At 38.4% G+C, this 26,822-nt stretch carries 21 protein-coding genes and 1 tRNA gene; 15 read left to right on the top strand and 7 right to left on the bottom strand.

The features are described from left to right. Window positions 1–42: 42 nt before the first annotated feature. Window positions 43–1,113: an alpha/beta hydrolase gene (locus LK416_11225; GenBank protein UEA74218.1), complete on the bottom strand. Its 1,071-nt coding sequence runs from the start codon at window positions 1,111–1,113 to the stop codon at window positions 43–45. Window positions 1,114–1,306: 193 nt separating this feature from the next. Between LK416_11225 and LK416_11230 the strand changes: the two genes are divergently transcribed. Further along, window positions 1,307–2,191, top strand: coding sequence for a YitT family protein (locus LK416_11230; GenBank protein ID UEA74219.1), 885 nt, complete (start codon window positions 1,307–1,309; stop codon window positions 2,189–2,191). 95 nt (window positions 2,192–2,286) lie between these two features. Here LK416_11230 and LK416_11235 read toward each other — a convergent pair whose 3' ends face one another. Further along, on the bottom strand, window positions 2,287–5,760 hold the full coding sequence (locus LK416_11235; protein UEA74220.1) for a carbohydrate binding domain-containing protein: 3,474 nt from the start codon (window positions 5,758–5,760) through the stop codon (window positions 2,287–2,289). A gap of 212 nt (window positions 5,761–5,972) precedes the next feature. Between LK416_11235 and LK416_11240 the strand changes: the two genes are divergently transcribed. Together LK416_11240 and LK416_11245 are read left to right on the top strand one after the other, a co-directional pair. Beyond that, window positions 5,973–6,719 (top strand): AraC family transcriptional regulator, encoded by a 747-nt coding sequence (locus LK416_11240; GenBank protein ID UEA74221.1) that lies wholly within the window; start codon window positions 5,973–5,975, stop codon window positions 6,717–6,719. An 80-nt stretch (window positions 6,720–6,799) separates the two neighbouring features. Next, complete coding sequence (locus LK416_11245; GenBank protein ID UEA74222.1) at window positions 6,800–8,323, top strand: aminoacyl-histidine dipeptidase; 1,524 nt, start codon at window positions 6,800–6,802, stop codon at window positions 8,321–8,323. A gap of 101 nt (window positions 8,324–8,424) precedes the next feature. Here LK416_11245 and LK416_11250 read toward each other — a convergent pair whose 3' ends face one another. From LK416_11250 to LK416_11265, 4 genes are all read right to left on the bottom strand, one after another. Beyond that, window positions 8,425–8,835, bottom strand: a complete 411-nt coding sequence (locus LK416_11250) for a hypothetical protein (GenBank protein ID UEA74223.1) — start codon at window positions 8,833–8,835, stop codon at window positions 8,425–8,427. Between the two features lie 12 nt (window positions 8,836–8,847). Continuing rightward, a complete protein-coding gene (locus LK416_11255; protein ID UEA74224.1) occupies window positions 8,848–11,229 on the bottom strand; it encodes an ABC transporter permease in 2,382 nt (793 codons plus the stop codon). A gap of 14 nt (window positions 11,230–11,243) precedes the next feature. Beyond that, window positions 11,244–11,903, bottom strand: coding sequence for an ABC transporter ATP-binding protein (locus LK416_11260; GenBank protein UEA74225.1), 660 nt, complete (start codon window positions 11,901–11,903; stop codon window positions 11,244–11,246). A 145-nt stretch (window positions 11,904–12,048) separates the two neighbouring features. After that, entirely contained in the window at window positions 12,049–12,213 is a 165-nt protein-coding gene (locus LK416_11265; GenBank protein ID UEA74226.1) for a hypothetical protein, read from the bottom strand. 243 nt (window positions 12,214–12,456) lie between these two features. Between LK416_11265 and LK416_11270 the strand changes: the two genes are divergently transcribed. Genes LK416_11270 through LK416_11280 form a run of 3 tightly spaced genes read left to right on the top strand, consistent with a single transcriptional unit; the run spans window position 12,457 to window position 15,100 of the window. After that, a complete protein-coding gene (locus tag LK416_11270; GenBank protein ID UEA74227.1) occupies window positions 12,457–13,035 on the top strand; it encodes an accessory gene regulator B family protein in 579 nt (192 codons plus the stop codon). Next, window positions 13,032–13,763 (top strand): LytTR family DNA-binding domain-containing protein, encoded by a 732-nt coding sequence (locus LK416_11275; protein ID UEA74228.1) that lies wholly within the window; start codon window positions 13,032–13,034, stop codon window positions 13,761–13,763. The genes LK416_11270 and LK416_11275 overlap by 4 nt, the downstream gene beginning before the upstream one ends. Before the next feature lie 26 nt (window positions 13,764–13,789). Further along, on the top strand, window positions 13,790–15,100 hold the full coding sequence (locus LK416_11280) for a GHKL domain-containing protein (protein UEA74229.1): 1,311 nt from the start codon (window positions 13,790–13,792) through the stop codon (window positions 15,098–15,100). A gap of 80 nt (window positions 15,101–15,180) precedes the next feature. Here the strand turns inward: LK416_11280 and LK416_11285 are convergent. Continuing rightward, window positions 15,181–15,253: transfer RNA gene (locus LK416_11285), tRNA-Lys, on the bottom strand. Between the two features lie 787 nt (window positions 15,254–16,040). Between LK416_11285 and trmB the strand changes: the two genes are divergently transcribed. The 9 genes from trmB (at window position 16,041) to LK416_11330 (ending at window position 26,812) form a co-directional block, all read left to right on the top strand. Next, a complete protein-coding gene (gene trmB, locus LK416_11290) occupies window positions 16,041–16,688 on the top strand; it encodes a tRNA (guanosine(46)-N7)-methyltransferase TrmB (GenBank protein ID UEA74230.1) in 648 nt (215 codons plus the stop codon). 19 nt (window positions 16,689–16,707) lie between these two features. Next, entirely contained in the window at window positions 16,708–18,309 is a 1,602-nt protein-coding gene (locus tag LK416_11295; protein UEA74231.1) for a D-alanyl-D-alanine carboxypeptidase, read from the top strand. 56 nt (window positions 18,310–18,365) lie between these two features. Then, window positions 18,366–19,496 (top strand): ATP-binding protein, encoded by a 1,131-nt coding sequence (locus LK416_11300; protein UEA74232.1) that lies wholly within the window; start codon window positions 18,366–18,368, stop codon window positions 19,494–19,496. Between the two features lie 92 nt (window positions 19,497–19,588). Next, a complete protein-coding gene (gene argS / locus LK416_11305; protein ID UEA74233.1) occupies window positions 19,589–21,280 on the top strand; it encodes an arginine--tRNA ligase in 1,692 nt (563 codons plus the stop codon). A gap of 15 nt (window positions 21,281–21,295) precedes the next feature. Further along, window positions 21,296–22,579, top strand: a complete 1,284-nt coding sequence (locus tag LK416_11310) for a hypothetical protein (GenBank protein UEA74234.1) — start codon at window positions 21,296–21,298, stop codon at window positions 22,577–22,579. Beyond that, window positions 22,572–23,297 (top strand): DUF6320 domain-containing protein, encoded by a 726-nt coding sequence (locus LK416_11315; GenBank protein UEA74235.1) that lies wholly within the window; start codon window positions 22,572–22,574, stop codon window positions 23,295–23,297. Before LK416_11310 ends, LK416_11315 begins: the two co-directional genes overlap by 8 nt. 174 nt (window positions 23,298–23,471) lie before the next feature. Beyond that, window positions 23,472–24,428, top strand: a complete 957-nt coding sequence (locus tag LK416_11320; protein UEA74236.1) for an alpha/beta hydrolase — start codon at window positions 23,472–23,474, stop codon at window positions 24,426–24,428. Between the two features lie 648 nt (window positions 24,429–25,076). Continuing rightward, the gene (locus LK416_11325) at window positions 25,077–25,856 is read left to right on the top strand and encodes an AAA family ATPase (GenBank protein UEA74237.1); all 780 of its coding nucleotides are present in this window, start codon (window positions 25,077–25,079) and stop codon (window positions 25,854–25,856) included. Between the two features lie 17 nt (window positions 25,857–25,873). Continuing rightward, on the top strand, window positions 25,874–26,812 hold the full coding sequence (locus LK416_11330) for a ParB/RepB/Spo0J family partition protein (GenBank protein ID UEA74238.1): 939 nt from the start codon (window positions 25,874–25,876) through the stop codon (window positions 26,810–26,812). Window positions 26,813–26,822 lie beyond the last annotated feature (10 nt).

Here is a 26,822-nt window from a genome sequence, read left to right on the forward strand (position 1 = left end):
CTCTTACAAATGCATATACTTTCTATATGAACCGCCATGTACTTATTCATACTGACGGAACCATGCACATTCTTCCTCATTGCACTGTACGCCTTCCGGGTTTTTCAGATTAATGTGAAATACATGTCCGCTGTCCGGATGTTTCTCTCCAAATGACCGGATCACATGCCGGATACCCAGCTTCTCCATTCGTTCATCCAGATGAATGGTCTGAAATCTCAGATCATCATTTACACTGTACATCAGATATGCCGGTGGAAAATCTTTCGTCAGATACTCAAGCTGTGAAAGGAACAACTTTCTCTGCTCTTCAGATACTGCATAACTTCCATCTTCCTTCTTCATATACCAGTCAGAAATATTATCCTCCCGCTTGTCCATCTCATATGCTCCGCAGTTCAGGCACACAGCCTTTGGAAGTCTGTCATATGTAAAGAAATCCAGCTTGCTCCGATACGCTGCATTCCCGGCAATAATACAGTAATTTGCTGTAAGCTGCGCTCCTGCTGAATCCCCCAGCATATAAAACTTTTCCATATCCAGATGAAGCACACCTGCATTCTCATGAATATATCGGATAAGATATGCCACATCCTCAATCGCTGCCGGATATTTGTTCTGAGGTGCCAGCCGGTAATTAAAATTCACAACCGCAAATCCCTTTGATGCCAGATGGCAGCAATAATAACTATACAGCTCTTTATCTCCATAAAACCATCCACCGCCATGAACGCTGACGATCACCGGATATGATGTCTGCGCATCCGGCTCAGCCGGATAATATATATCAAATAAACTGTTTGATGCATAACGTTCAGAATCAAGATTCGAAGCATCGTCCGGTTCATTATAATAGAAAATCCGACTATACTTTTCCGATGTCTTTTCCCCCATAGTTCTCTGTGAAGCTAATAATTCAACTGCCTCACACCACTTCTGATGATCCGGCTCTTTTTTATAGTCCAAATTCTTGATCTGAATTACATTATTCGGATATATCAGTCCTTCATCCCGCTTTGCATCACTGGCACTCCATGCATGCCGCATATTTAACCATGCCGGAAGCTCTGCATTTTTATTTCCTTGATTTATAATTTCTGAAACATTTTTCATATTATTCTATTTCCTCTAATATCACATAATATATGAGTCTATCTTACTCTCTGACAAATACGAATGCAAGAAAACAATAAACTTCCAGTAAAGATTTAATTAAATTAAGCACGATTCTCTTGTAATCAATGGTTTTCTCGTGTAATATTTGACCATAGTAAAAAATGTATATGACAGAACAGGAGGCTTTTATATGAATAAACTAAAAACCATCTTTCGTTCCCTACACTGGAAAAATATCCTCGGGCTGACCATTGCCGGGCTTATCAATGCCTTCGGTATTACGATATTTTTAAGTCCTGTTAATCTCTATGACAGTGGCATATCCGGTACTTCCATGCTGCTAAGCCAGATCACTCCGGAACACCTGTCACTTTCTGTTTTCCTTATTATTTTAAATATTCCACTATTCTTATATGGCTGGAAAAAGCAGGGATCTACCTTCACCATCTATGCGATCTATGTAGTTGCAATCTACTCTCTGGGTGCATGGTTGATTACAGATGTCCTTCCTGTCGATGTCCGATTTGTATCTCCGCTTGCAGGCTCCGATCTGCTTCTGTGCGCACTCTTTGGCGGTCTGATCTCTGGTGCGGGAAGCGGACTTGCGATCCGTTTTGGCGGTGCAATGGATGGTATCGAGACACTTGCGATCATATTTGCCAAACGCCTTGGCATCACCGTCGGAACCTTTGTTATGGCATATAATGTAATGCTTTATATCATCTGTGGCATTATCCTGAACAGTTGGATCCTGCCTCTCTATTCCATCGTTACATATATGGCTGCACTTAAGACTATCGACTTTATCGTAGAAGGTATTGACCGTTCCAAAGCCGCCTATATCATTACAACGAAGCCACAGGAAATCTGTCAGGAACTCTCGGATACATTTTCCTGCGGTATAACGATGATCGATGCAAAGGGCTTCTATTCGGATCAGGAAAAGACCATGATCTACATTGTTGTAAACCGTTTCCAGATTGGAAAGATGAAGAATATTGTCCATGAACTTGACGATAAAGCCTATGTCTCCATCAGCGAGATTGCCGAGGTTTACAGCTTTAACAAACAATAATATCTCAATAACTTATTTGCGCAACAGAAACAGGCACCGGTATTATCACCAGTGCCTGCCTTGCATAAATACTTATGTGTTTATATGCCTGTGAATTATTCAGCAAGCTTTTTTAAAGAGATATTTGATACTGTGATTGTAGATGCAGGGGTATCAACATCCGCAATCTTACCCATAGAGAGGAAGAATCCAGCATCAGTATCTGTCTCTTCATTCATTGTGAATGTAATGGTTTTTACAACCTCTTCATTCTTTGGAAGAACAATTGTTTCTCCACCATACCATTTATAAGTGTTGCTCATGAAATTCAATAATACCGTTCTTGCTTCGGTTGACTTTAAAGTAATACTTGCTTCATAGGTCTTTCCATTTTCCAATGCCAGTCCCGTCTGCTTCAACTGTACATTCCAGTCAGCAGTTCCAACATCTGATAATTCATAAGTGATAACACCCTTATCAACTGTCTGTGTTCCAACAGCATCACCCATAATACCACCTTCCCAGTTTGAAAGTCCATTGTCTCCCTCTGAGAAATCTGCGTTCTTGATCAGATTCACATCTGACTCCGTCTCATCAACCTTTGGAGCATCAATTTTCTCAAGAATAATATCATCAATACAGATTCTATGCTGCTGTTTGATCTGAACACCGCCTACAGCACCCATAGAAATACTTAAAATTGTTCTAGGATCACTCTTGTTCTTCATCTTGAACTCAACAACAATAGACTGATATTCATCTGTAAGATCAACTGTCTTTGATCCTGAATATGGTGTCCAGTCATCATCAGATGAACCATCTCTCTGAAGTGCAACCATAAGCTTACGGTTCATATCTGATTTTGCCTTTAATGATAGTCTGTACCACTGACCTTCTTCAAGACTAATATTGTTCTGCTTTAACTGGATCATCCAGTCCTGAGCACCTGTATCCTTGATCGTAAAATCTGCTGCACAATCTTCTGTCTGACTGTCGACTACATAAGATACATCTGTGCTGCCTTCTGCATATACTTCGTAACCGGAGAAACCTGCCTTAAAACTTCCGTTCTTAATCAGTGTATTTTCAACAACGCGAACATTGTCCAAATAGATCGTTCCCTTATTTCCAAGGAAATATGTTATCGTCTTAAGTGCATCAGTTAACTCTTCCGGTGTTTTAAATACATAGTTAAATGTCTGTTTGTCTGTTGTTACATCTGCAGTAAATGTTTCACCTGCAATAACTACATCAAGCTGCATATCTGTATCTGCCTGTGCGTCAAAGCTCAATGCATATTCTGTCTCACTGTTAAGTGGAAGACCATCCTGTGAAAGGATTACATCCGCTTTATTCTTTGTATCAGCCTTTACCATAAGACGACGGCCATCTGCCAATCCTGTTACGCTAACTACTGCCTGGCAGTTATTTGTCACAGTCCAGTCACCGAGACGATTCTTACCTTCCTGAAAACCACCATTGTAAATATAGTTACCATCTGATAAAGGTTTTTTACTATTATCAATTTCCTTCTGTGCTGTCTTTTTAATTGATACATTTGTAATGTATACAGTAGCTGTTGAATCTGTAGCACCGAAATTGAACTCCAGACGTGCATTTGCATCCGGCTTATCCATCATGGTGTATGTATAAGTATAGGTCTGCTTCTCTGTTTTCAGGTCAACAACCGTATCATTCAGATAACGCTTGTAGGAACGATCTGGTGCAGATACATCTACTTTCATAGTACGTGCTTCATCTGCCCATGCATCAAATGTTACTGTATATTCGCCACCTTTTTCTGCAGGAATTGATGGCTGAACAAGCTGAATACTGTAATCAACTGTTCCTGCATTATCTGTATGTATTTCAATTGTCTTGTCATTAATAACTGCATTTCCTTCTCCTTCTAAAGTGGTAAGGAATTTCCAGTCTATGTCATCTGTGAGATCTTCTGTCTTAGCAAAATCTCCATTGTTTACATAGTTTCCATTTGCATCCGGATCACGGATAATTACTTCGTTAACAGGTTTTTCTACATCTTCATTGTAGCTGTCCTTCTGATATACTTTTACATAATCAATACTATAACTCTGAGTATTGATATAATCTGCATCATCATCCGGATATCCAACCCATGATCCACCAACTGCAAGATTTAAGATCATGTAAAATGGCTGATCAAATGGTGCCGGATAAGCAACCTCTGTCTCACCTTCAACTGCTGTGAACCAGTCACTTGTCTCATGATATTTTACTCCATCTACATACCATGTGATTTTACCTGGCTGCCAGTCGCATGAAAATGTATGATATTCATCTGCAAAATTTCCATCTTCTAATGTATATGTCCCCTGTTTTTCAGCATGTGGACTTCCATAATGAATCGTACCATAAACCTTATTTGTTTCCTGACCCATAACTTCCATAGCATCAATCTCTCCACATCTTGGCCACTGTCCATACAGATTTTCATCTGTTGGCATCATCCAGAAGGCCGGAAGGAAACCTTTTCCGCTTGGAACCTTAGCTCTTACCTCAAACAATCCATATGTAAAATCATGCTTACCCTGAGTATTGATTCTTCCTGAAGTAATAGAATATGAACCATCTTCATTCTTTGTCTTGACAGGCTGGATAACCAGCTTTCCATCCTTTACATATACATTCTGATCAGACTTTACATATGCCTGTAATTCACTGTTTACCCATCCTGGTGCATGCTCTTCATAATTCCAGTCATCCTCATTTAACGCATCACCATCAAAGTCATCTTCCCATTTCAGATTATATCCATCATAAGAAAGCTTGTTGTCTTTGTCGTCCGGCTTATTTGGGGTCTCTGGCTTGTTTGGTGTCTCCGGCTTGTTTGGTGTCTCCGGCTTGTTTGGTGTCTCTGGCTTATTTGGTGTCTCCGGCTTGTTTGGTGTCTCCGGCTTGTTTGGTGTTTCTGGTTTATTGGATGGCTTGGTGGTCTTCTTTTTAATAGTAATTTTACATTTTGCCTTCTTTCCGCTGCCATCTTTAGCCGTAGCTGTAATTGTAACCGTTCCAGCCTTCTTACATGTAACAACACCCTTCTTACTTACTGTTGCAACCTTCTTATTGCTTGAAGTAAACTTTACACCCTTTACACTGGTTTTTTTAGGTGAAACTGTTGCTTTTAATTTTACCTTCTTGCCAACCTGTGTTTTCACCTTGCTTTTATTGAGCTTTACAGATTTAACAGGTGTTCCAACAATAACCTTCAAAGTTGTCTTTTTCTTCTTATTCACCTTGCTTCTTACTGTTATAGTTGCTTTTCCCTTTTTCAGTGCTTTGATTTTACCGGTTTTACTTACCGTAGCAACCTTCTTATTTGAAGATTCATAGGTTACCTTTTTACTGATTTTTCCATTTACAGTTACTTTTGTTTTCAACTGGTATGATTTTTTTGCTTTTAAAACAAGTGTTTTTGTCTCAGGCTTTACAATCGATACCATCTTGATTGTTGCTTTTTTTGTTGTTGCAGCCATAACCGGCATCTGGATGGTGCTTACCAAAAGAGTAAGAGCCATTAAAAAAGCAATAATCTTTTTTGCATTTTTCATAAATACATACCTCCCGTATAGATTTTTATTATGCAAATAGTATAAGAAGATTACAGTTTTCTTTATATCGTTTATATTACTTTTATATCGTTTTATTGACCATAGCCATGTTTTATGATACAATTTATACAAATTTACTAATAGTCATTTTGTTTTATCTGTCATATTTACTATATAGTCTTATGACTGCTTTATACGAATGGGGATAGGATATGCAACTAAAAAAAGAACTTGTATACCGAGAATTTGTTCAAAGGGAAAATAATCTTCTGCGGGCTCCATACAATCCGGAGGTTTCCTTTTATGCAGCGATAAAAGAAGGAGATGTAGCAAAGGTTAAACAGCTGTGTCAGGAATCCTTATTAGATAAAGAAGGATTAGGCACCTTGTCCGACCACTATCTTCAAAACATAAAATACCATTATGTCATTACAACAGCAATTATTGCACGTTACTGCATTGAAGGTGGTATGGAATTGTCAAATGCCTACAGTCTGAGCGATTTCTATATCCAAAAAGCGGACCGTTGCAAAACGCCAGAGGAAGTTGCAGCACTTCATCCTGCCATGTGTATGGATTATGCGAAACGAATGCGAAACCTTCGAAAATCCAAAATATCATCACTCCATATTGCTGTCTGTCTGGATTATATCTATGATCATCTTCATACTCATATCACAGCAGAACAGCTTGCTAAGCTGACAGGATTAAATATCTCCTATCTATCCCGGCTTTTTAAAAAGGAAACCGGTCAGACAATCAGCAACTATATTCGTGATAAAAAAATTGAAACAGCGAAAAATATGTTACTTTATTCTGATTTCTCGCCTTCTGAAATTGCATCAATTCTGGCATTTCCCAGCCAGAGTTATTTTACAGAAGTATTTCGAAAGACAACTGGAGTCACTCCAAGAAAATATCAGGAATCTTTTTTACGAACAACTGCCCTTGGAAAATAATACAACAACTATCTGTGCATATCTTGTGTTATACTGGATATGCACATTTTATATTGTAAGCTTATTTCAAGGAGGCACATATGTCTGTATTATCATCTATAGAACCACAAAATGTATTTCATTATTTTGAAGAAATCTGCTCCATCCCACATGGCTCCGGTCATACCGATGCGATCAGTAATTATCTGACAGCATTTGCCGAAGCGCATGAACTGAAATATATCAAAGATGCTTCCAACAATGTCATTATCTTTAAGCCGGGAACCTCCGGCTATGAGACTTCTGCCCCTGTCATACTGCAGGGACATATGGACATGGTTGCTGTGAAAGAAAAGGACTGCCCGATCAATATGGATACCGATAGTCTGAAACTCAAATTGGAAAATGGCATTATCAGCGCAGAAGGCACGACCCTTGGCGGTGATGATGGAATCGCTGTCGCATTTGCACTTGCAATACTCGACTCCCACGATATTCCACATCCACCATTAGAAGCTGTCTTTACGGTTGACGAGGAGATCGGTATGCTCGGTGCGGCAGCTCTTGACTGTTCGCCACTCTCATCCCGTATCATGTTAAATCTTGATTCCGAAGACGAAGGCTATCTGCTTGTCAGTTGTGCAGGCGGCGCAACCGCAGATGTTCAGATCCCCGTTATATGGGAAAATACGAACGAAAAGGCATCGGCCTATAAACTCTCTGTCTCACATGCCTGTGGCGGTCATTCCGGTGTCGAGATCAACAAGCAAAGTGCAAATGCCAGCAAGGTGCTGGGACGTGTTCTGAACGCACTTGCAAATGATTTTGATATGAAATTATCCACGCTCTCCGGCGGTTTAAAAGATAACGCCATCCCGACCGATGCAGAAGCTGTCGTTATCTTTTCTGATACCGATATGTCTGACATAAACACACCAGACCATGCAAATATTCCAGCAAATTCTGTGCACTCAAGCCTTCAGGATCTCATCTCCAAATGGAATCAGATCATCCGTCATGAATACACCCATACAGACCCGGATATCTGTATCACCTTAGAGCCTGTTGATCTTCCGGCAGCCACAATGACGGATACATCTACCCATACCGTGATCGATGTCTTAATGACTTATCCAAATGGTGTCCGGAAAATGAGCAAAGATATCGCAGGGCTGGTTCAGACTTCCCTGAACCTCGGTATCCTGTCAACGATCAAACCAGACGATCAATCAACAAATGGCATAGTATCTTTTAAAAGCTCCGTCCGAAGCAGTATCGGAAGTGAAAAAGATGCTCTGCTTAACAGCCTGAAATCTCTCGCCACTCTTGCAGGCGGAACACTGACAATAACCGGAGATTATCCTGCATGGGAATACCGGGAGGTGTCTCCTCTTCGCGATCTGATGGTAAAAATATTTAAACAGCAATATGGAAAAGAACCTGTGATACAGGCACTCCATGCCGGTGTAGAATGTGGAATCTTTGCGTCGAAAATGCCGGGACTCGACTGTGTATCCTTCGGACCGGATATGGACGATATCCACACAACCAATGAATCCATGAACGTTGAAAGTGTCCGCAGAACATGGGAATATACCTTAAAGATATTGAAAGAATTGAAATAATATATCTTAAAAAAAGGAGCTGACACCTAACAATTCTATTGTTATCGTGTCAGCTCTTATCATAAAAGAATCTGAGAGAAATTAATAATATTTTATCTTACTTAGTATATAAATGTTATTTGTTGTTTGTCATCACTTGTTTGACTGCTTCCAAGCCCTACAACCCTCAAACTAACACTTTTATTCTTATCTATTGTGTTAGTAAGATTCATTGTAGTGTTTTTATTGTTCTTGTATAACTTAATTGATGATGAATATGCCGCCCAACTACCTGATATATTAGAACGGACTTGTCCATAACAGTACTCCATTTTACCAAATCCAGATGCATTCTTTGCATACACTATTTTTCCTGTTGATGTTTTTGTATATATACCATGAACGCTCCAGATAGATGGATGTACATACATTGTCTTTAAAGTTCCAGCCGCCTCTGCCTTTGGAACACTCGTAGGAGCTATACAAAATATTGCCATTAATGCTATAACAAGAATCTTTACCTTCATTTTCATAATTACCCTCCCTTATTCCTCTCTCAGATCCTTTAAGATTCTTTGTCTTTTTAATTGAATAACATCCATAAAAATTGCCACTATCTGAATAAACAGAACAAATGCAAGCACCAGTGCTATGCTTTTCCAGCCATCAACTAACACAATATTTTTTGTTATTTCTGACAAATATAAGCGGCACAAAAGTGTCACTATAAAGACAGCTACAATAGATACAACAATTCCCTGACCAATCTTGGTCAGAAGCATCGGCAAAATAATACTGCTGTCTGTGCGGCCAATTGCCTTCAGGATGGCAAAGTTGTGTCTGCGTCGAACGAATGTCAGTGCATGAATATATAAAACTGCCAGGAAATTAATTACCATAATGATTACAAAAATTCCATAAGTACCACCCTGAATCGTTTTCTTATTATCCTGATCCCGGATGTAATCTGTCAAAGTATCAAAAAAAGAATATTCATATACAGGTGCATGTGTATTCAGAAACTCTGCTGCCTTTAACTCATAACCCGACTTTACATTTATATTAATAAGTACATTTGTATAATCGAATTGTTTTTTAAACAGCTCTTCAGGAACAATGATAGCGATTCCATTCTGATCCTTCCAGTTTAAGAATCTGCTTCTTCCGAAAACCGGTACTTCTCCCTCTGAAAATACCGGTCCTTCTTCCTCCTGACGACCCGCATACTTTAGTGTATCCGGGATATCATTTAAAATACAATCTTCTGTATTCTTATAATTATCAATTATGATCACTCCTCCAGATTGGACAAACTTATTATAGCTGACCTCCTGTGACATCTCTATTTTTCGGTTATATTGTTTTTCACTGACACCAACAATCTCACACCACACACCCTTTTCATCATCTGAAAATATCAAATCATCTGCATAGTCCATATTGATAAGAGAAGGATCAATGAAAAACTCACCCATAGTATCATAAACCTCATCATAGTAGGAAACGCCCGGTATCAGATTTTCAAAATCGTCCATATGACTGACATCATCGGATATTAGTGAAAACTGTACATCCTGACTTTCCTCAGACAATAACTGATATGATACATAACGATTTACCATAAGAACCAGCATCGTTACCATTCCGATCAAGACAAGAGACAGGAATGAAAATACCTTTTCATAATCTCCGGTATCCCGAATGGAATACCGCATCATGATATTTCCTTTTTCAGATCCACGTTTATCCTTTACCTTATAATTGTTCTTTCCACCTTTCATAATATCGATCATTTTCATTCTTGAACGATATATTAATACAGGACAGATTCCAACTATAAAATCCAATACACAGATTCCCCAAATGACCATATATGAAATTGGCTGGAACTGTGGAGCGAAATGTTCCAGTGGGATGGTTCGTAATGACTGTATAAGCTTAAAGATCAAAATGGTAATATATCTTCCAAGTATAAGTCCAAGCACACATCCAATAATTATCAGAATGAAACCCTCCAGGAAATATGCCGAAAAAATATAGCTATTTGAAAATCCAAGACTCATTAGGATTCCCTGCTGATTACTTCTTTCACTCATATACGACAGGAAAATATGAATACCAAGAATGAGTGAAGTAAGTATGATTAGTATGATAAAACCCATGAGGAGTTGTCCAATATTGGTATCCTCCAGCCCGCCTGATCTGTCAATCTCTATCGCATTCAGATCTCCATTTGTAATCATATGGTATCCTTCCATAAATCCATGGGCGGTATCACCATTAAAAATCTGTTTGGAACTCAGATCCATATATTTTTTTATTGCTTTATATCCCGGCTGATAGTCCCGTCGATCATTAAAATGAATATAGATGTTGTATAAATTTCCCCGTATACTTCCATTTACGATCGCAACCTTATAGACATCCTGTGTACTATAATCATAATCATTTAAAATTCCACTAATCGTATAGGTCTGATCCTTGAAGGTAACTGTGTCTCCCAGATCAAATTGTTTTGCAATATATACATTTTTGTATTTGGCTGTTGCCGATATAGCAATCTCATTTTCTTTTTGGGGAAAAATGCCCTTTTCTAATTGGTAATGATTCATAGTGATCGAAGCTGCATCACTATCCACGATGCATAATTCATTATTTACATTTGCAACTATTTTTTCTACACCAAGTGTTGCCTGATCCTTATACTGCTCCAATATCCAGTCACGAACCTTATATGTTACATTATGTAAAGTAATATTATATTCTCCATTTGTCTGATACGCATTTTGCAGCCGCATATCCTGAAATGATATATATGCATTGATCGAGAAAAAGATAAGCATAACAGAAAAACAAATACTTATAATTGCCCGAACCGCTTTTTTCCTGTTGTGCAGGATATTGTGAAATATCAATCGGCACTTCATATTGTTTCCCCTCCTTAATTCTGCTGGATTCTTCCGTCAACAAGATGAATACAGTGATCTGCCTGCTTTGCAATATCAGCATCATGCGTCACCATGAGCAAAGTCATGCCATATTCATTTGTTGTCTGTTTCAACAGATCAATGACACGTCTGCTGTTCTCCGAATCCAGATTACCGGTTGGTTCGTCTGCCAGAATGATCCTGGGTTGATTGATCAATGCCCTCGCGATTGCAATCCGTTGTTGTTGTCCACCTGATAACTGATCCGGATATTTATTTAAAAGATCTTTTATATCTAATTGTTCTGTCAATGTATCAAAATAATCCTTCTTACATTTCTTTACACATTCATTTGCGATCATAATATTATCCCGACATGTAAGAACCGGTATTAACTGAAAAAACTGGAATACCATTCCAATCATTTCCCGACGATATCGTAAACAGTCTTTTTTACCATAGTCCAATATATTCCTGTCTTCAACCAATATGCTTCCAGAATCCGGCTTATCAATCAATCCGATCATATTTAATAATGTTGTTTTTCCGCTTCCACTTTTGCCTGTAATAACTGTAAATGTATTTTCCTGAATATCTGCACTAACGTCATTAAGCGCCAGACAACAGGAATCTCCTTCTCCATACTTTTTTGTCAAATGTTCTATTTTTATCATGATATCCACCTCTCTGCGCTCAATATTTTTATTTAACAAAAGCACGTCATATTTTCCATTTACAGTCGATTTTTCTTATTATAAACAACATGGAAAATATGACGTGTTTCATTATTTGAAGAATCACTTTCTACTTTTAGCCCCTCTAGCTAACCCTATGCTTATTGGCAAAAGCCGCTAATCCTTCAGGCTCTTCCGGCTGATAATACTTATTTCTACATATATCAGATACCAGTGGTGCGATCACCATAGCCACGGCACAGAGTTGTGCGCCAAACTTACAGATTAGTTTGGTTACTGTCTTCTTCATAAGTATCTCCCCCTTTCTTCTTTTTTGCCCTTTAATCACAACGGCTAAAGCCCAAACCGTGTCTTTATTTTAGCACATCTTTTTCAAATTGTGACGATTTTGGAGTGAGTGGTCGAAATTCGGGAGTGAACGGTAATTTTTGTACCATTCACTCCCGAATTTCGACCACTCACTCTAAAAAAATACATTTTTTACTATTTCATGTTATACTGATTTTATTAATAAAAAGGGGGATTTTTGCTGATGAAACAACCCGGAACATATCTGGCAGATATATTAACAGAAGACGGACAGATACCAAAAGAACAACAATCCATATATGCTTATCTCTTTGACTATCTGATCGAGTCTCTCTTATATGATATCATAGTTCTTATCTTCGGTCTGCTCGTCCATCGATTTGGCATTACCATTTGCTATCTTCTGGTTACTATCCCGATCCGTCATTTTGCCGGAGGCTTCCATGCAAATACAAGACTTGGGTGTACCCTGCTTTCATATGGCATTTATCTGGCGACTGTTTTTCTCGGTCCGGTTCTTGTACCATATATAGAACCTGTCGGGCTGCTTATTCTATATCTGATTTTCTGGGGTATGATCCTCCCTGTTGCACCGGTTGATACAAAGAACAAACGATTATCTGTAGATCAGCGAAAAAAATTATTTCACCGATGTATAATAACCTGTATAATTATGAGTATCCTTATGATCGTCCTCTATATATGCAGACAGATACTTTATATGGGAATGGTTACAATCTGTATGATGGAAGGCGTAATAAGTGTATACATCGGTATCTGGAAAAACAGGAGGAATTTATGACCTTTCGACTCGGCATCTGTGATGACACTCAGTTAGATATTGCCTGTCTGACAGAACACATTAAGCATTATATGATATCTTACAATATCCAATTTGAAATCGAATCATTCCAATCCGGCGAAGCCCTTTTACAGGCACAGCGGAAACATCCATTTCAGATTCTTCTGCTGGATATCGAAATGCCCGGAATCAATGGCATGACGATTGCAAGATATCTGCGTGATGAATTATATGATGAATCATTTATTGTATTTGTAACATCCTATCCTGAATACATGCAGGAAAGCTTTGAAGTACAACCATTTCAGTTTCTTACAAAACCGGTAAGCTATGTAAGAATTGAAAAATTACTGTCTGATATTATCCGTCGTTATCAACATTCACACATAACTAAAATTGTGATCGATACAAATGGAGAAGAACATCTGATCCCCGTTAATAACCTTTTATATATTCAGGCAGTGAAAGGTGAAAAACGGTATCTTGAATATCATCTGACTGATGCTATTCTATATGGCGAGGGAACCATTCAGGAATGGGAAAATCGTCTGGCAACACACAGCTTTTATTCAACTTATCGTGGATATCTGATCAACATTGGTCATATCCAGATCATTCAGCAGACACATGTTTTAATGGATAATGGTGAACAGCTTCCGATCAGCAGAAGAAAGATAAGTCCATTACAGCAGTTATATGCAGATCGAATCATACATGTATTAAACTAATTATTTTTATAGAGGAAAGAGAATCAATGTCAACATACATTACATTGTTAAGTTCTATAATTGATAACATCGTATTATATTTATACTTTCAGACGATGTTTGAAAAAAGAAAAGATAAAGTACGCTTTTACTGGCTGATACTTGCATTTTTATTATCTGATTTTATCTTCTGGAAGATAACTGCGCCTTTTAATGGTGATGTATCAAACATGGTTACCTTTTTCCGTACCTCACTGACAAATCTGAGGACCTTTCTTCTCTCTTTCTTTTTTGTCTCCGGGTTTATTTATCGTGTATTGGTAATTGTAAGCTACTCCATTATAATCTCAATCTGTGAGGAGCTTGCCTACTATATTATTGCTCATTTTACGGATGTTACGATCCAATTCGACACCCTCCCTGAGATAACATTTACATCCATTTCTTTTATATGTGATCTGTTAATAATCTTGATTATCATGATTATTCACATTATTAAGAAGAAAAAAGCCGGTGTAAAGTCAAAAAAATATGCAGCACTTCTGATTCTTATTCCAGCCTTATCCTGCATATTGGTTCTATTGCCATCCTTTTTCCACATGAATAAAACCAACCCTGATGCTTACCTGATCCTTGTTATCTTTCTGCTTATTATTAATATCGTAAACTACATTCTTCTTCAGAGCGTCTTAAAAGCTGAATCACTTGCCCAGGAAGCAGGACAGCTTACCGAGCAGGTAAACTATCAGCGACAGAAATACCAGCAGCTTGGAGATGCCTATAAAAACATTCGTGGATTCATGCATGATATCAAGAAGCATTTATTCTATATTGAGACCTGTGTAAATGAAGAACACTATGATCGTATCATTCCATATGCAAGAGAAACCATGTCCGATCTGGAAGCCAGATATTGTACTGTAAATACAGGAAATCTGGTCATCGACGCTTTTATAAGCAATCTTATGCTTCGGACTGCCCGACACAACATCAAACTCACAACCAAACTAAAAATCGACAATGACCTTGTTCCATGTGACGATTATCATATGACTATTATTCTTGGAAACCTGTTAGATAATGCATTAAATGCCTGTCTGGAAGAACAGAGTGGAGAAATCAATATCAATATTCAGACGATTGAACATACCTTTACGATCTATATTACAAATACCTACCATTTTCCTATTGGAGAAAAACCACCGGAAGATATAGAAAATCTGGACTTTATTCATGGATATGGTTTGAAGAATGTAAAAAATTCTGCTGAAGCCTGCGGCGGATTTTGCCTGATCAATTACGAAAATGGAATCTATTCCGTAACGGTTATTATTCCTGAAAAAAAGAGAACTACCTGAATCAAAAATATATATTCCTAAACCGAAAAAAAGCCCCAACCCAGCAGCTTCAAATATCTGCCAAATTAGGACTTTTGTAGTGGGCCGCCGGGGGCTCGAACCCCGCACACCCTGATTAAGAGTCAGGTGCTCTACCAAATGAGCTAGCGGCCCGAAGTCTTTTTTAATTTGTTATCTCGCCGACAACGAAATTGATTATATAACATAGTTTATCCAAATGCAAGCATTTTTTTCAAAAAATTTTAACTTTTTTTAATATCGGTTATTTGCATAGATTTTATGCGGATTTTTGTACTTTTTCCCTATTGATTTTTATCTTCTTCTATTGTAGCAGTGCGGTTTCTTTTCTCTATTACAACAATCCTGATTTAAAATCTTTTTTACTTCCTCATACCCCTTATACAGGCAGACACACCACCGGTTAAATCCTTTATTACAATAACTACGGGCTGTCACTTTTTTCTGAAATTTCTGATTCCGCATCGTTCACCCCTCCAAACCGAATTACTTTTTTCATCCATCAACGCCTTCCATCCTTCCGGTAAAAAAGTCCTCTATAACACATTATATGAAGAAACTGAAATAAGTTCCTTTATTTCGCAGATTTCCTTATGAAAACCCACGAAAAAACATAAAAAAAGCCGCCCTGCTATTTACTTTAAAACCCTAATATTGATATAATGGAACAATGAGCAATGCAGAATTATATATATGTAGAACGAGCGGAAGCTTGCTTACGGCGAGTTCTATATATATGTAATTCTATAGTGCGAAGCACTACAACGAGCCGTCAGGCGAGGTGGGCATTGCGAATTGACCACATAGTGGGCATTGCGAATTGACCACATAGTGGGCATTGCGAATTGACCACATGGTGGGCATTGCGAATTGACCACATAGTGGGCATTGCGAATTAAGATTATTTTGGAGGAACACCCTCGTGAGACTTAGAAACGTAAAAGGCTCCAGAGAGACAATTGCCGACAACAAATATGTCGTGCATGACGAAGAAAGCATGAAAGGCAAATGGAGCGAATTTTTTGGAAATACAAATCCTATCCACATCGAGATCGGTATGGGAAAAGGACAATTTATTATGGAGCTTGCCAGACAGAATCCGGATATCAACTATCTCGGTATCGAGAAATATTCCAGCGTTCTGGTGCGCGCCATCGAGAAACGTGAACAGGAAGAAGGCATGACCAATCTTTATTTTATAAGAATGGATGCCGAATATATCGAGAATGTCTTTGCAGAGAATGAAGTAGCAAATATCTACCTGAACTTCTCTGATCCATGGCCAAAAGATCGCCATGCCAAGAGACGTCTGACTTCAACTCACTTTTTCGAACACTACGATCATATCCTTGCGCCGGACGGACGTGTTATGTTCAAGACAGATAACCGCCCATTATTTGACTTCTCCTTAGAGCAGGTTCCGGAAGCAGGATGGACACTTGAAAACTACACATATGATCTGCACCATTCCGAATACAACGAAGGAAATATCATGACAGAATACGAAGCAAAGTTTTCTGCTCTTGGTACTCCGATCAACCGGCTGGTTGCATATCGAACAAAGAAATAGCATTGGAGAATAACCGTTCATGAAGATAAGAAAGAACCCGAAGAAAAACAGGACAAGACATGCAATTCCTGTCGTTATCCTGTCCACTGTTCTGTTATTTACCATGAGCGTTTTCTATATAGACAGCACGTCATCCTCTGCTGCCGGAACAGACCATTTGTTTCTTCCAGACAGTACAGTTACGAATACGGCATCTGATGACTCTACAAACGAAGGATCAGATAACAGCACAGATGAGGATGGAACAACTGAATACTTAGTTACAACCGAGTACCCTGACGAACCGGGCAAAGCACCGGAGCTTGCATCCAACTATGCCATCGTACTGGATGCAAATACTGGGAATATTCTATATCAAAAAAACGCTTTTGATAAACAGTACCCGGCAAGTATTACGAAGCTTTTGACCTTCTTACTTGCCATTGAAAATACAAAGCTGACCGATACTGTAACAATGTCACACGATGCCGTCTTCGGCATTGATCGAGGAAGCAGCCATATCGGTCTGGATGAAGGTGAACAAATCTCTATGGAGGATGCCCTCTATGGTATGATGCTGGAATCCGCAAATGAAGTTGCATGGGGCATCGGAGAATTTGTCTCCGGCGGAAGCATCGAAGATTTTGCTAAGATGATGAATGAACGTGCAGTCGAACTTGGCTGCCTTGGCACTCATTTTGTAAATGCAAACGGCCTGCCGGATGAGAATCACTATACGACCTGTTATGACATGGCGTTAATAACCAAAGCCTGTCTGAAACACGATGAATTCCGTAAAATAACAGGTACCAGAAATCACGTCATCGGACCGACAAATATCTGTGAGGAAGAACGTCAGCTCTGGCAACACTGCAAGATGACAAATCCTGACAGCAAATATTACTATGAATACTGTGAAGGTGGTAAGACCGGCTACACAAACGATGCATTAAATACCCTTGTTACCTGGAGTAAAAAAGGTGATACAGAACTGATCTGTGTTCTGATGAACTGCAATGGTGCGGCAAATACCTACACTGACAGCAAAGCCATCTATGAGTATTGCTTCCGGAATTATAGTCTCCAGACCCCTCTGGCCGACTATACCTTTGACAGCACCCAGACATCACAGACGCTTGATTATCTGAACTCCTATTACAAAGCTGATTCCGCTTCTGATATTACATTGCAGATTGATAAGGACTATAAACTGAATTTCAATAAAAATGATGATATTAAGAAATTAACTTACAGTATCGAATATAACAAAGAACCTGTAAAAGATGGAGATACTTATACCGTGGGGCATCTGATCCTCTCCTATGGAGGAAATATGATCGGAACAACAGATCTTACCGTAACCGGCTATAATCCGGATGGTAAACAGCTGTCATCAAAAAACACGGAGAATGCAGCTGATACTACAGTTGCAGCTCCAATAACAAAAAAGAAACTATTAATCCGTCCGTTATGGATCATTTTTGCAGCTCTGCTTCTTCTTGCCATATTATTTGTGATCTATCTGATCCATATAAAGAAGGCAAGAAAACGTCAGCGTGCGATTCAGGCAGCAAGAAGAAAACAATATGAAGAACGCCGACGACAGCTGCAGGAAACATTTGATAATGACCTTGACGAATAAGGTACAATAAAAACAACAAAACCTCTTATCGGTTATAGAGGAGAATGGAGAATATCATGGATATTTCAACAACGGAAAATCTGAAAACAGTGCGGGATTCCAATCAGGAAATGCTGGACTACTTCAACGGATTGTATGTAGCGAAGCTGGAACAGATCCAGTCTTTAAAAACAGAGCAGTTTGAATTGAAGATCAAAATTGATGAGCTTATGAAAACACTGGAGGTCTATTCCTTTAAAAACAGTGCCGGACATAATGTTTTTTCTCCATTTTCTACAACGACTACAACGCAGGAGGAAAAAGCAGCACAGATTGAACAGGAATTAAAAGAACTAAATGCTTCTGATGCTGAACTTACGGCAAATATCCATAGCTTACAGGCTGATGCTGACGAGCTGAAAAGCAGGATCACTCTCCTTCATACAGCGACCAGAAAACTGGATACTTTCTTGGACGAACTGGCAGATGAATTCACAAAAGAATCAACTGCACTTGAAGATGATGAATCTACCGAAGAAAATCTTCCGGTTATCAATCATGGATTCAATATCTTACGTCTGAAGAAATACGATCAGGACAAATTGGTACAGACCCTACATACCGATATTCTGGATCAGCTAGATCGAACCAGACATACTCTGGATTCCCTGTCATGGTTGATCAAATCCGATATCAACCGGGCAACAGTCACCCTTGATGAACTGATTGAAAGGACAATTTCCATGAAAGATTCTCTGAATGCTATCCTTTCAGGACTTACCGGGGACATCGATACGTCTGTACCGATTGAAACCTTGTTAAGGGATACCATTTTCCGATATAAAGACACTCACCCGGAATGTGTCATTGAATCTGACATTGACTGTCCGGACGCTTCGATCGAGATTCCGGAAATTATCACAATCAGTCTGATCCGTATACTGTGTGAATGTCTGGACAATGTATATAAGCATGCAAATGCAAATCGTATTGATATCAATATTCAGATTCTTAGCGATCAGATATCGGTACATATCAACGATAACGGCATCGGCATTGATAAGAATTACAGTCACACCTCTCCATGGAACAGTGGACTTCACCGCATTCAGGAGCTTATTTATCTGTTAAATGGACAACTTAAGATAGATGGTGATATCATTAGTGGAACAGATATCCGTTTTTCTATCCCAATTGAAATAATGTAGATTATGGGTTCTCCCCCTTAATTATGAAATGAAAGAAAAATAAGGACATTTCCTTAATATATAAGAAAGAATTTGAAAGGACAACCTTAATTATGAAAGAAAAAATCGTAAATCTGATTGCAGATCATGTAGAAGGCATGACTGCTGAAGAAATAGCAACCTTTATTGAGATACCACCAAAGCAGGAGCTTGGTGATTATGCATTTCCTTGCTTCAGACTTGCAAAGACTATGCATAAAGCACCAAATCTGATTGCAGCCGATATCAAAGAAGCTATCGGTGATGTTGATTTTCTCGATAAGATTGATGTTCAGGGTGCATATCTAAACTTCTTCGTAAAGAAAGATATCTTTGTCCAGACTATGATCGAAGCTGCATTAAAGGACAACTTTGGTGGTTCAGACGAAGGTGCAGACAAGGTTATCTGTATCGATTACTCCTCGCCAAACGTAGCAAAGAACTTCCACGTTGGACACCTCAGAACTACTATCATAGGTAATTCCCTCTATAAGATCTATTCCAAACTCGGCTATAAAGTAATCCGTATCAACCACTTAGGTGACTGGGGTACACAGTTTGGTAAGCTGATCGTTGCATATAAGAACTGGGGCACAAAGGAAGCAGTTGAGAAAGATGGCGTTGCCGAGCTTATGCGTCTCTATGTGAAGTTCCATGAAGAAGCAGACAAGAATCCGGAGCTTGTAGATGAAGCAAGAGCATGGTTCAGCAAGATGGAACATGGTGATGAAGAAGCACTTTCAATCTGGCAGTGGTTCAAGGACATCAGTCTTGTAGAATACAAACGTACCTATGATCTTCTGGGTATGGATTTTGATTATTATCTCGGTGAAAGCTTCTATCGTGACAAATGCCAGGACGTTGTTGACCAGTTGACAAACGCGAACCTGTTAAAGGAAAGCGAGGGTGCTATGATCGTAGATCTGTCCGACTATGATATGGCCCCATGTATCGTTACAAAGAAAGATGGAAGCTCCATCTATGCAACCCGTGATCTGGCTGCTATCTTCTATCGTAAGAATACCTATCATTTCACAAAATGCTTATATGTAACCGGACAGGAACAGAAGCTGCATTTTGCACAGGTGTTCAAAGTAGTAGAGCTTCTCGGAAATGACTGGGCGAAGGATTCTCTGGTTCACATTCCGTATGGACTGGTAAGCTTAGAGGGTGCAAAGCTTTCAACCAGAAGCGGAAATATCATCTACGCAGAAGACATCCTGCATGATGCAATTAAAAAGAGTTTTGAAATCATCTCAGAAAAGAGTCCAAACCTTCCTGATAAAGAAGAAGTTGCCAAGATCGTCGGTGTTGGCTCTGTTCTTTTCAATGACCTTTATAACCAGCGTATCAAAGATGTATCCTTTAGCTGGGACAAAGTATTGAACTTTGATGGTGAGACCGGCCCTTATGTTCAGTACACCCATGCAAGATGCTCCAGCGTTGTAAGACTTGCTGAGAATTTTGATCCTGCAAAGCCGGTTGATTATAGCACGATCTCTGAACCGGACGCTATGAATCTCTTAAAAGAAATCAACCGTTTTCCTAAGGTTGTATCGGATGCAGCAGAGAAATACGAACCATCTGTTGTTGCAAGATTTGCTGTAGATGTTGCTCAGGCATTTAACAAATTCTACAACTCTACACGTATCAACGTGCCGGAGGAAAATGTAAAGAATGCCCGTGTCATGCTCACATACCTTACAAAGAAAACACTTCACGATGCATTAGATCTCCTTGGAATCAATGCACCGGAAGCTATGTAAATCAGGTGATCTTTCATGTCTAAACGATTAAATAAGACAATTAAATGGGATAAACTCGATAATACAGCCAATCTGTTTCCTGTCATTGTAAGTGAAAATGTAAGTAATGTTTACCGCATTTCCGTTACATTGACAGAAGACATCGATGCAGAACTTCTGCAAAAGGCATTGGACAAGATTCTTCCATTTTTTGATGTGTTTAATCACAAACTAAAAAATGGTATTTTCTGGTATTACTTTGAAGCAAATAATCGGCCTGCTCCAAGGGTAATACCGGAAGATACATATCCTTGTCTGTATATCAATCCCTATACAAATAACGAATATCTGTTCCGTGTTACCTACTATCAGAAGCGGATCAATCTGGAAGTATTTCATGTCCTAACAGACGGAAATGGTGCTCTTATTTTTCTGAAGGAATTGACTTACCAGTACCTCCGGTACAAATACCCGGAACTTGCTGAAAAAGCAGGTAATACCTTAAATGCAGATTCCTCGTTGGATATCGAGGACAGCTATAAGAAGAACTATATACGACCTGCCAAACGTTCCTATAAGACGGAAAAAGCAGTTATCTTAAAGGGGGAAAAGCTGCCATTTAATCATTTTGCTATCCTGCACGGCTACATCCCGGTTGCCGAGATCAAACAGGCGGCAGCAAAATATGGCGTAACCATCAACCAGTATCTGCTCGGTACATTTACTTGGGCAATCTACAAAGAATACCTGAAGGGTCAGCCTTCCAAGCGTCCGATCAGCACCGTCGTTCCTGTAAATCTTCGCCCATATTTTAATTCCAATACAACGAAGAACTTCTTTGCCGTTGTCTCCGCTTACTTCAAGCCGGAGAAGGATACTTATACATTTGAAGATGTTCTGCACATCATCGCAGATAGTCTGAAGGAACAAATCAATAAAGAAAATCTGGAGAAGCTGTTATCCTATAACGTTTCCAATGAAGTAAATTTTATCATCCGTGCCGTTCCGCGTGTCTTTAAGAGCATCGCCATGCGCCGTATTTATAAAGCTTCATTAAAAGCAAATACATCAACGATCACAAACCTTGGAGTTGTATCCGTTGATGATATGTATAAGGAATATATCGACCGCTTCCATGTCGTTCTGTCAATGTCCAAAGGACAGTTCATCAAAGGAAGTGTCATCAGTTATAAGGATACACTGGTCTTCACCTTCAGCTCTGCCATTCGTGAAACATTTATACAAAAAGAATTTTTCCGCCAGATGGTTCGAGACGGAATTCATGTATCGATAGAAAGTAACGGGGTGTATTATGAGTAAATGTAGACGTTGTAACATAGATGTTCTGGATCACTCCCTTTCATGTCCTTTATGTAACGGAGTTCTGGAATATGATCCGGTGAAAGATCCGGAAAGTGAAAAAGACTTTCTTGACCATAGTCAAGGAACCGGTGAGAAGTCAAAATCTGTTATGTATCCGGATATTACGCCCGCAATGCGTCGTATGCGGTTTGTTATTAAACTGACAATATTTTGCAGTATTGTTGTAGAAGGTGTCCTTATTCTGATCAATTACCTGACATATTCAAAGGTAAAATGGTCAGCCCTGTGCGGAATCGGACTTGCATATGCCTGTTTTTCACTGATCTATTCATTTAGGCACAATAAGAGTCATCGAAAGAAAATGCTGGTACAGGCAATTTTCATCATGCCCGTTCTTGTATTGGTTGATTATATACTTGGATATACCGGATGGTCAATCGACTTTGCAATACCTTGTGTTATTGCAATGCTAGACATTGCAATTCTTGTTTTGATGATTATTAATACTGAAAATTGGCAATCCTATATTTTATTACAGGTATATATCATTATTATTTGTGTGATCCTGACAATACTTATGCTTACCGGAAAGTTCTTTAAACATGATTTCTTTATGATCATTGCAGATGTTATGAGTGCTCTGTTGCTCGGTGGTACACTGGTATTCGGAGATCGACCTGCAACAACAGAACTAAAACGTAGATTTCATGTATAAAATTATATTTCATATATAGAATTATATTTCAAGCATAGGATATTATTTTATAAATGACATCACAGGTAATAACCTACAAATACAAATTATCTTATAGTAAAAGCAGTGCCAGCAATTATTTTTCGTTGTGCACTGCTTACTATTAACTAAATTTAGAAAGAGAGATTTTATTAAATGGCACTTTTAGATAAATTAACCTCCGGTTCTTCCTCATCTCCTGATAATTCCGGAATGAGCAAACAAGCAAAACTTGTATGTGAACTGGTCGCAGATTTCAATAGTAACAACCTTCTTACACAGATTAGAAATAACAATCGTTCCAAAAGCGACATTGATAAAACATATAAATATCCGGATCATTTTACCAGCGAATTAATAGAAACAAAGAATTTCAAAATGGAAATGTTAAAATGGAAAAATTCCCATAATCCATATGTCATCCTTCAATTTCATGGTGGCGGATATGTCGGAGCTTTTAAGACACAGTATCGTATGTTTGCCGGTTTATATTCAGAGCTTGGGAAAGGCGCATCTGTTCTTTCCATTGATTATCGTGTTGCCCCGGAGAATCCATATCCAGCAGCTTTAAACGATGCCTTATATTCATATGACTGGCTGTTAACCCATGGCTACTCTGAAAACCATATCATTCTGGCCGGTGATTCTGCCGGTGGCGGATTAGCTATGGCATTATGCCATTATCTTGCAGATCGAGATCGTATTCTTCCTGCCGGAATCGTAGCTATGTCTCCATGGACAGACCTGACAGCAAGTGGTCCATCCTATACAGAGAATTTTGAGATTGATCCACTTTTTGGAAATACAAATGAAAGCTTAATCTACAACAGTGTTTATCCGGGAGCTCATGACTCAAGTGATCCTTATATCTCCCCATTGTTTGGTGATTTTACCGGTTTTCCTCCGATGCTGATTCAGGTTGGATCTAATGAGATGCTTTTATCTGATTCTGTTCTTGTTGCTGAAAAAGCAAAAGCCCAGGGTGTAAAAGTTCGTTTATCCATATATGAGAATATGTTCCATGTTTTTCAAATGGGTATGACCCTTATGCCGGAATCCAAAAAAGCCTGGGTGGAGGTTTCTAAATTCTTAGAGCAATTAATGATATTCTAACAGATATATGGAATAAACGGATAGGATACTCTTACACATAAAAATTTAGTAAGTAAACAAACATAAGATAGGATTGTCTTACTATAAAGAAGCAATCCTATTTTATGTTTCACGTGAAACACAGACATATTTTTTATTATTATATGTTTCACGTGAAACACAATCATACTTGTTTATCATTACTTGTTTCACGTGAAACACAGCGAGGAATTCATCTCACGAGAACATCTTTTTTAATTTTTTCTACATTTTTCAAAATAATAGTAGATATTTCTACATATTAGTGTTATAATAAATCCATCGAAACGCAGTCTATACGTTTTGATAAGATTGATGTGACTACACATAATATAGCAAAATTTAATCCCCCCCTTTTTTTAAATTGCTCTTTCCGGAGCCCGCTATATCATGTTACGTCACATCTTTCCTTTTATATAGACATTTTCTTGTACCCGTTCTGCTAATTTATTTTTTAATTAGTGTGACGGGATTTTATAATATATAGAGATTTTTTCATTTCAATAATTCTATTATAGTGATATAATGGACAAGGAAAAAATAATACAACAAAGCAAAAAATAAATTTGTAAATAAAATGTTTCACGTGAAACATCTGTTATTAGACTTTAAGAAGGAGATTATCAACAAGTGGGAAGAATAATCGCAATTGCCAACCAGAAAGGTGGCGTAGGAAAAACTACAACTGCAATTAATCTTGCAGCCTGCCTTGCAAAAAAGGGAAAGAAGGTATTAGCTGTAGATATGGATCCACAGGGTAATATGACAAGTGGTCTCGGTATCGATAAGAATGCACTTGAATACAGTGTATATGATATGCTAAATGGCGATTGTAACCTTGGCGAATGTATGATTATTGATGCCTATCCCGATATCAAAGGTTTGAATCTATTACCTGCAAGTCGAGAACTCGCAGGTGCTGAAGTAGAATTTGTTACGGTAGAAGACCCACAATATGTCCTTAAAAATCATCTTAAAAGTGTAAGGCGAAAATTTGATTACATCATTATAGATTGTCCACCTGCTCTCGGAATGTTAACTGTCAATGCCTTAACTGCAGCCAACACAGTATTAGTTCCTATTCAGTGTGAATTTTTTGCTCTGGATGGATTATCACAGTTAATCTATACAGTAAATTTGATTCGAAAACAGCTTAACCGTTTACTAACGATTGAAGGAATCGTATTCACTATGTATGATTCACGAACAAATCTTTCTATGCAGGTTGTAGAAAATGTAAAAGAAAATCTGAATCAGCATATCTATAACACTATGATTCCCAGAAATGTACGTCTGGCAGAAGCACCAAGTTATGGAATGCCTATAATTGAATATGACCCAAAATCTGCTGGAGCTGAACACTATATGATGCTTGCAGATGAAGTAATCGAAAATGATTATTATAAATAAAATACAGGAGGAAAATCATGCCCACAAAAAAAGGTTTGGGAAGAGGTCTGAATCAACTGATTCCCACAGGCGATGAAGCAAGAACGAAATCCAAATCTACTCCTGGCGAAACAACAAAAACCATTACAAAAGAAGTTGTAAAGGAAGTTGTAAAAGAAGTAGAACAAAAAGTTAAGATAACACAGATTGAGCCAAATAAATCTCAGCCCAGAAAGCAATTCGATGAAGATGCATTACAGGAACTTGCAGATTCTATCAAACAGTATGGTGTATTAGAACCCCTTATTGTTACAAAAAAAGGCAAATTTTATGAGATTATTGCCGGTGAACGCAGATGGCGCGCAGCCAGACTTGCCGGTGTAAAAGAAGTTCCTGTCGTCATTCGGGAATATACAGATCGTGAAATTATGGAGATTTCTCTCATTGAAAATATTCAACGTGAAGATCTGAACCCAATTGAAGAAGCTCTGGCATATGAAAGCCTGATTAATGAATATAGTCTGACTCAGGAAGAAGTTGCTGAAAAGGTGTCCAAGAACAGATCAACTATCGCAAATTCTCTTCGTCTCTTAAAATTATGCGACGAAGTACGTCAGATGATTATTGAAGATAAACTAACAACCGGTCATGCTCGTGCACTAATTCCGATTGAAGACGCTGAATTACAGACAGAAGCGGCCAATTTTATCTTTGATAATAAACTTAGTGTTCGCGACACAGAGATTTATATTAAAAAGCTTTTAAGTATTCCGAAAGAGTCGAAAGAAAATATTGTAGCCACAAACGATTTATCTATCTTCTATAATGATATTGAAAGTCGTTTAAAAGATATTTTGGGTGCAAAGATAGCTATAAAATCAAAGAACAATGAAAAAGGAAAAATTGAAATAAATTACTATTCTCAGGATGAATTGGAAAGAATAACAGAGATGTTATATTCCATCAACAGAGAATAAACGGAAAGGA

The sequence above is a fragment of the Lachnospiraceae bacterium GAM79 genome (assembly GCA_020735665.1).
Lineage (GTDB): Bacteria > Bacillota > Clostridia > Lachnospirales > Lachnospiraceae > Coprococcus.

What these genes read in the sequence shown, in the direction of transcription:
- LK416_11245 (UEA74222.1), top strand. Translation starts at nt 6,800, where the DNA reads ATGTCTGTATTATCATCTATAGAACCACAAAATGTATTTCATTATTTT.
- LK416_11280 (UEA74229.1), top strand. Translation starts at nt 13,790, where the DNA reads ATGTCAACATACATTACATTGTTAAGTTCTATAATTGATAACATCGTA.
- LK416_11315 (UEA74235.1), top strand. Translation starts at nt 22,572, where the DNA reads ATGAGTAAATGTAGACGTTGTAACATAGATGTTCTGGATCACTCCCTT.
- LK416_11265 (UEA74226.1), bottom strand. Translation starts at nt 12,213, where the DNA reads ATGAAGAAGACAGTAACCAAACTAATCTGTAAGTTTGGCGCACAACTC.
- LK416_11255 (UEA74224.1), bottom strand. Translation starts at nt 11,229, where the DNA reads ATGAAGTGCCGATTGATATTTCACAATATCCTGCACAACAGGAAAAAA.
- LK416_11250 (UEA74223.1), bottom strand. Translation starts at nt 8,835, where the DNA reads ATGAAAATGAAGGTAAAGATTCTTGTTATAGCATTAATGGCAATATTT.
- LK416_11235 (UEA74220.1), bottom strand. Translation starts at nt 5,760, where the DNA reads ATGAAAAATGCAAAAAAGATTATTGCTTTTTTAATGGCTCTTACTCTT.
- LK416_11275 (UEA74228.1), top strand. Translation starts at nt 13,032, where the DNA reads ATGACCTTTCGACTCGGCATCTGTGATGACACTCAGTTAGATATTGCC.
- LK416_11225 (UEA74218.1), bottom strand. Translation starts at nt 1,113, where the DNA reads ATGAAAAATGTTTCAGAAATTATAAATCAAGGAAATAAAAATGCAGAG.
- LK416_11330 (UEA74238.1), top strand. Translation starts at nt 25,874, where the DNA reads ATGCCCACAAAAAAAGGTTTGGGAAGAGGTCTGAATCAACTGATTCCC.
- LK416_11295 (UEA74231.1), top strand. Translation starts at nt 16,708, where the DNA reads ATGAAGATAAGAAAGAACCCGAAGAAAAACAGGACAAGACATGCAATT.
- LK416_11300 (UEA74232.1), top strand. Translation starts at nt 18,366, where the DNA reads ATGGATATTTCAACAACGGAAAATCTGAAAACAGTGCGGGATTCCAAT.
- LK416_11260 (UEA74225.1), bottom strand. Translation starts at nt 11,903, where the DNA reads ATGATAAAAATAGAACATTTGACAAAAAAGTATGGAGAAGGAGATTCC.
- LK416_11310 (UEA74234.1), top strand. Translation starts at nt 21,296, where the DNA reads ATGTCTAAACGATTAAATAAGACAATTAAATGGGATAAACTCGATAAT.
- LK416_11230 (UEA74219.1), top strand. Translation starts at nt 1,307, where the DNA reads ATGAATAAACTAAAAACCATCTTTCGTTCCCTACACTGGAAAAATATC.
- LK416_11270 (UEA74227.1), top strand. Translation starts at nt 12,457, where the DNA reads ATGAAACAACCCGGAACATATCTGGCAGATATATTAACAGAAGACGGA.
- LK416_11240 (UEA74221.1), top strand. Translation starts at nt 5,973, where the DNA reads ATGCAACTAAAAAAAGAACTTGTATACCGAGAATTTGTTCAAAGGGAA.
- argS (UEA74233.1), top strand. Translation starts at nt 19,589, where the DNA reads ATGAAAGAAAAAATCGTAAATCTGATTGCAGATCATGTAGAAGGCATG.
- LK416_11320 (UEA74236.1), top strand. Translation starts at nt 23,472, where the DNA reads ATGGCACTTTTAGATAAATTAACCTCCGGTTCTTCCTCATCTCCTGAT.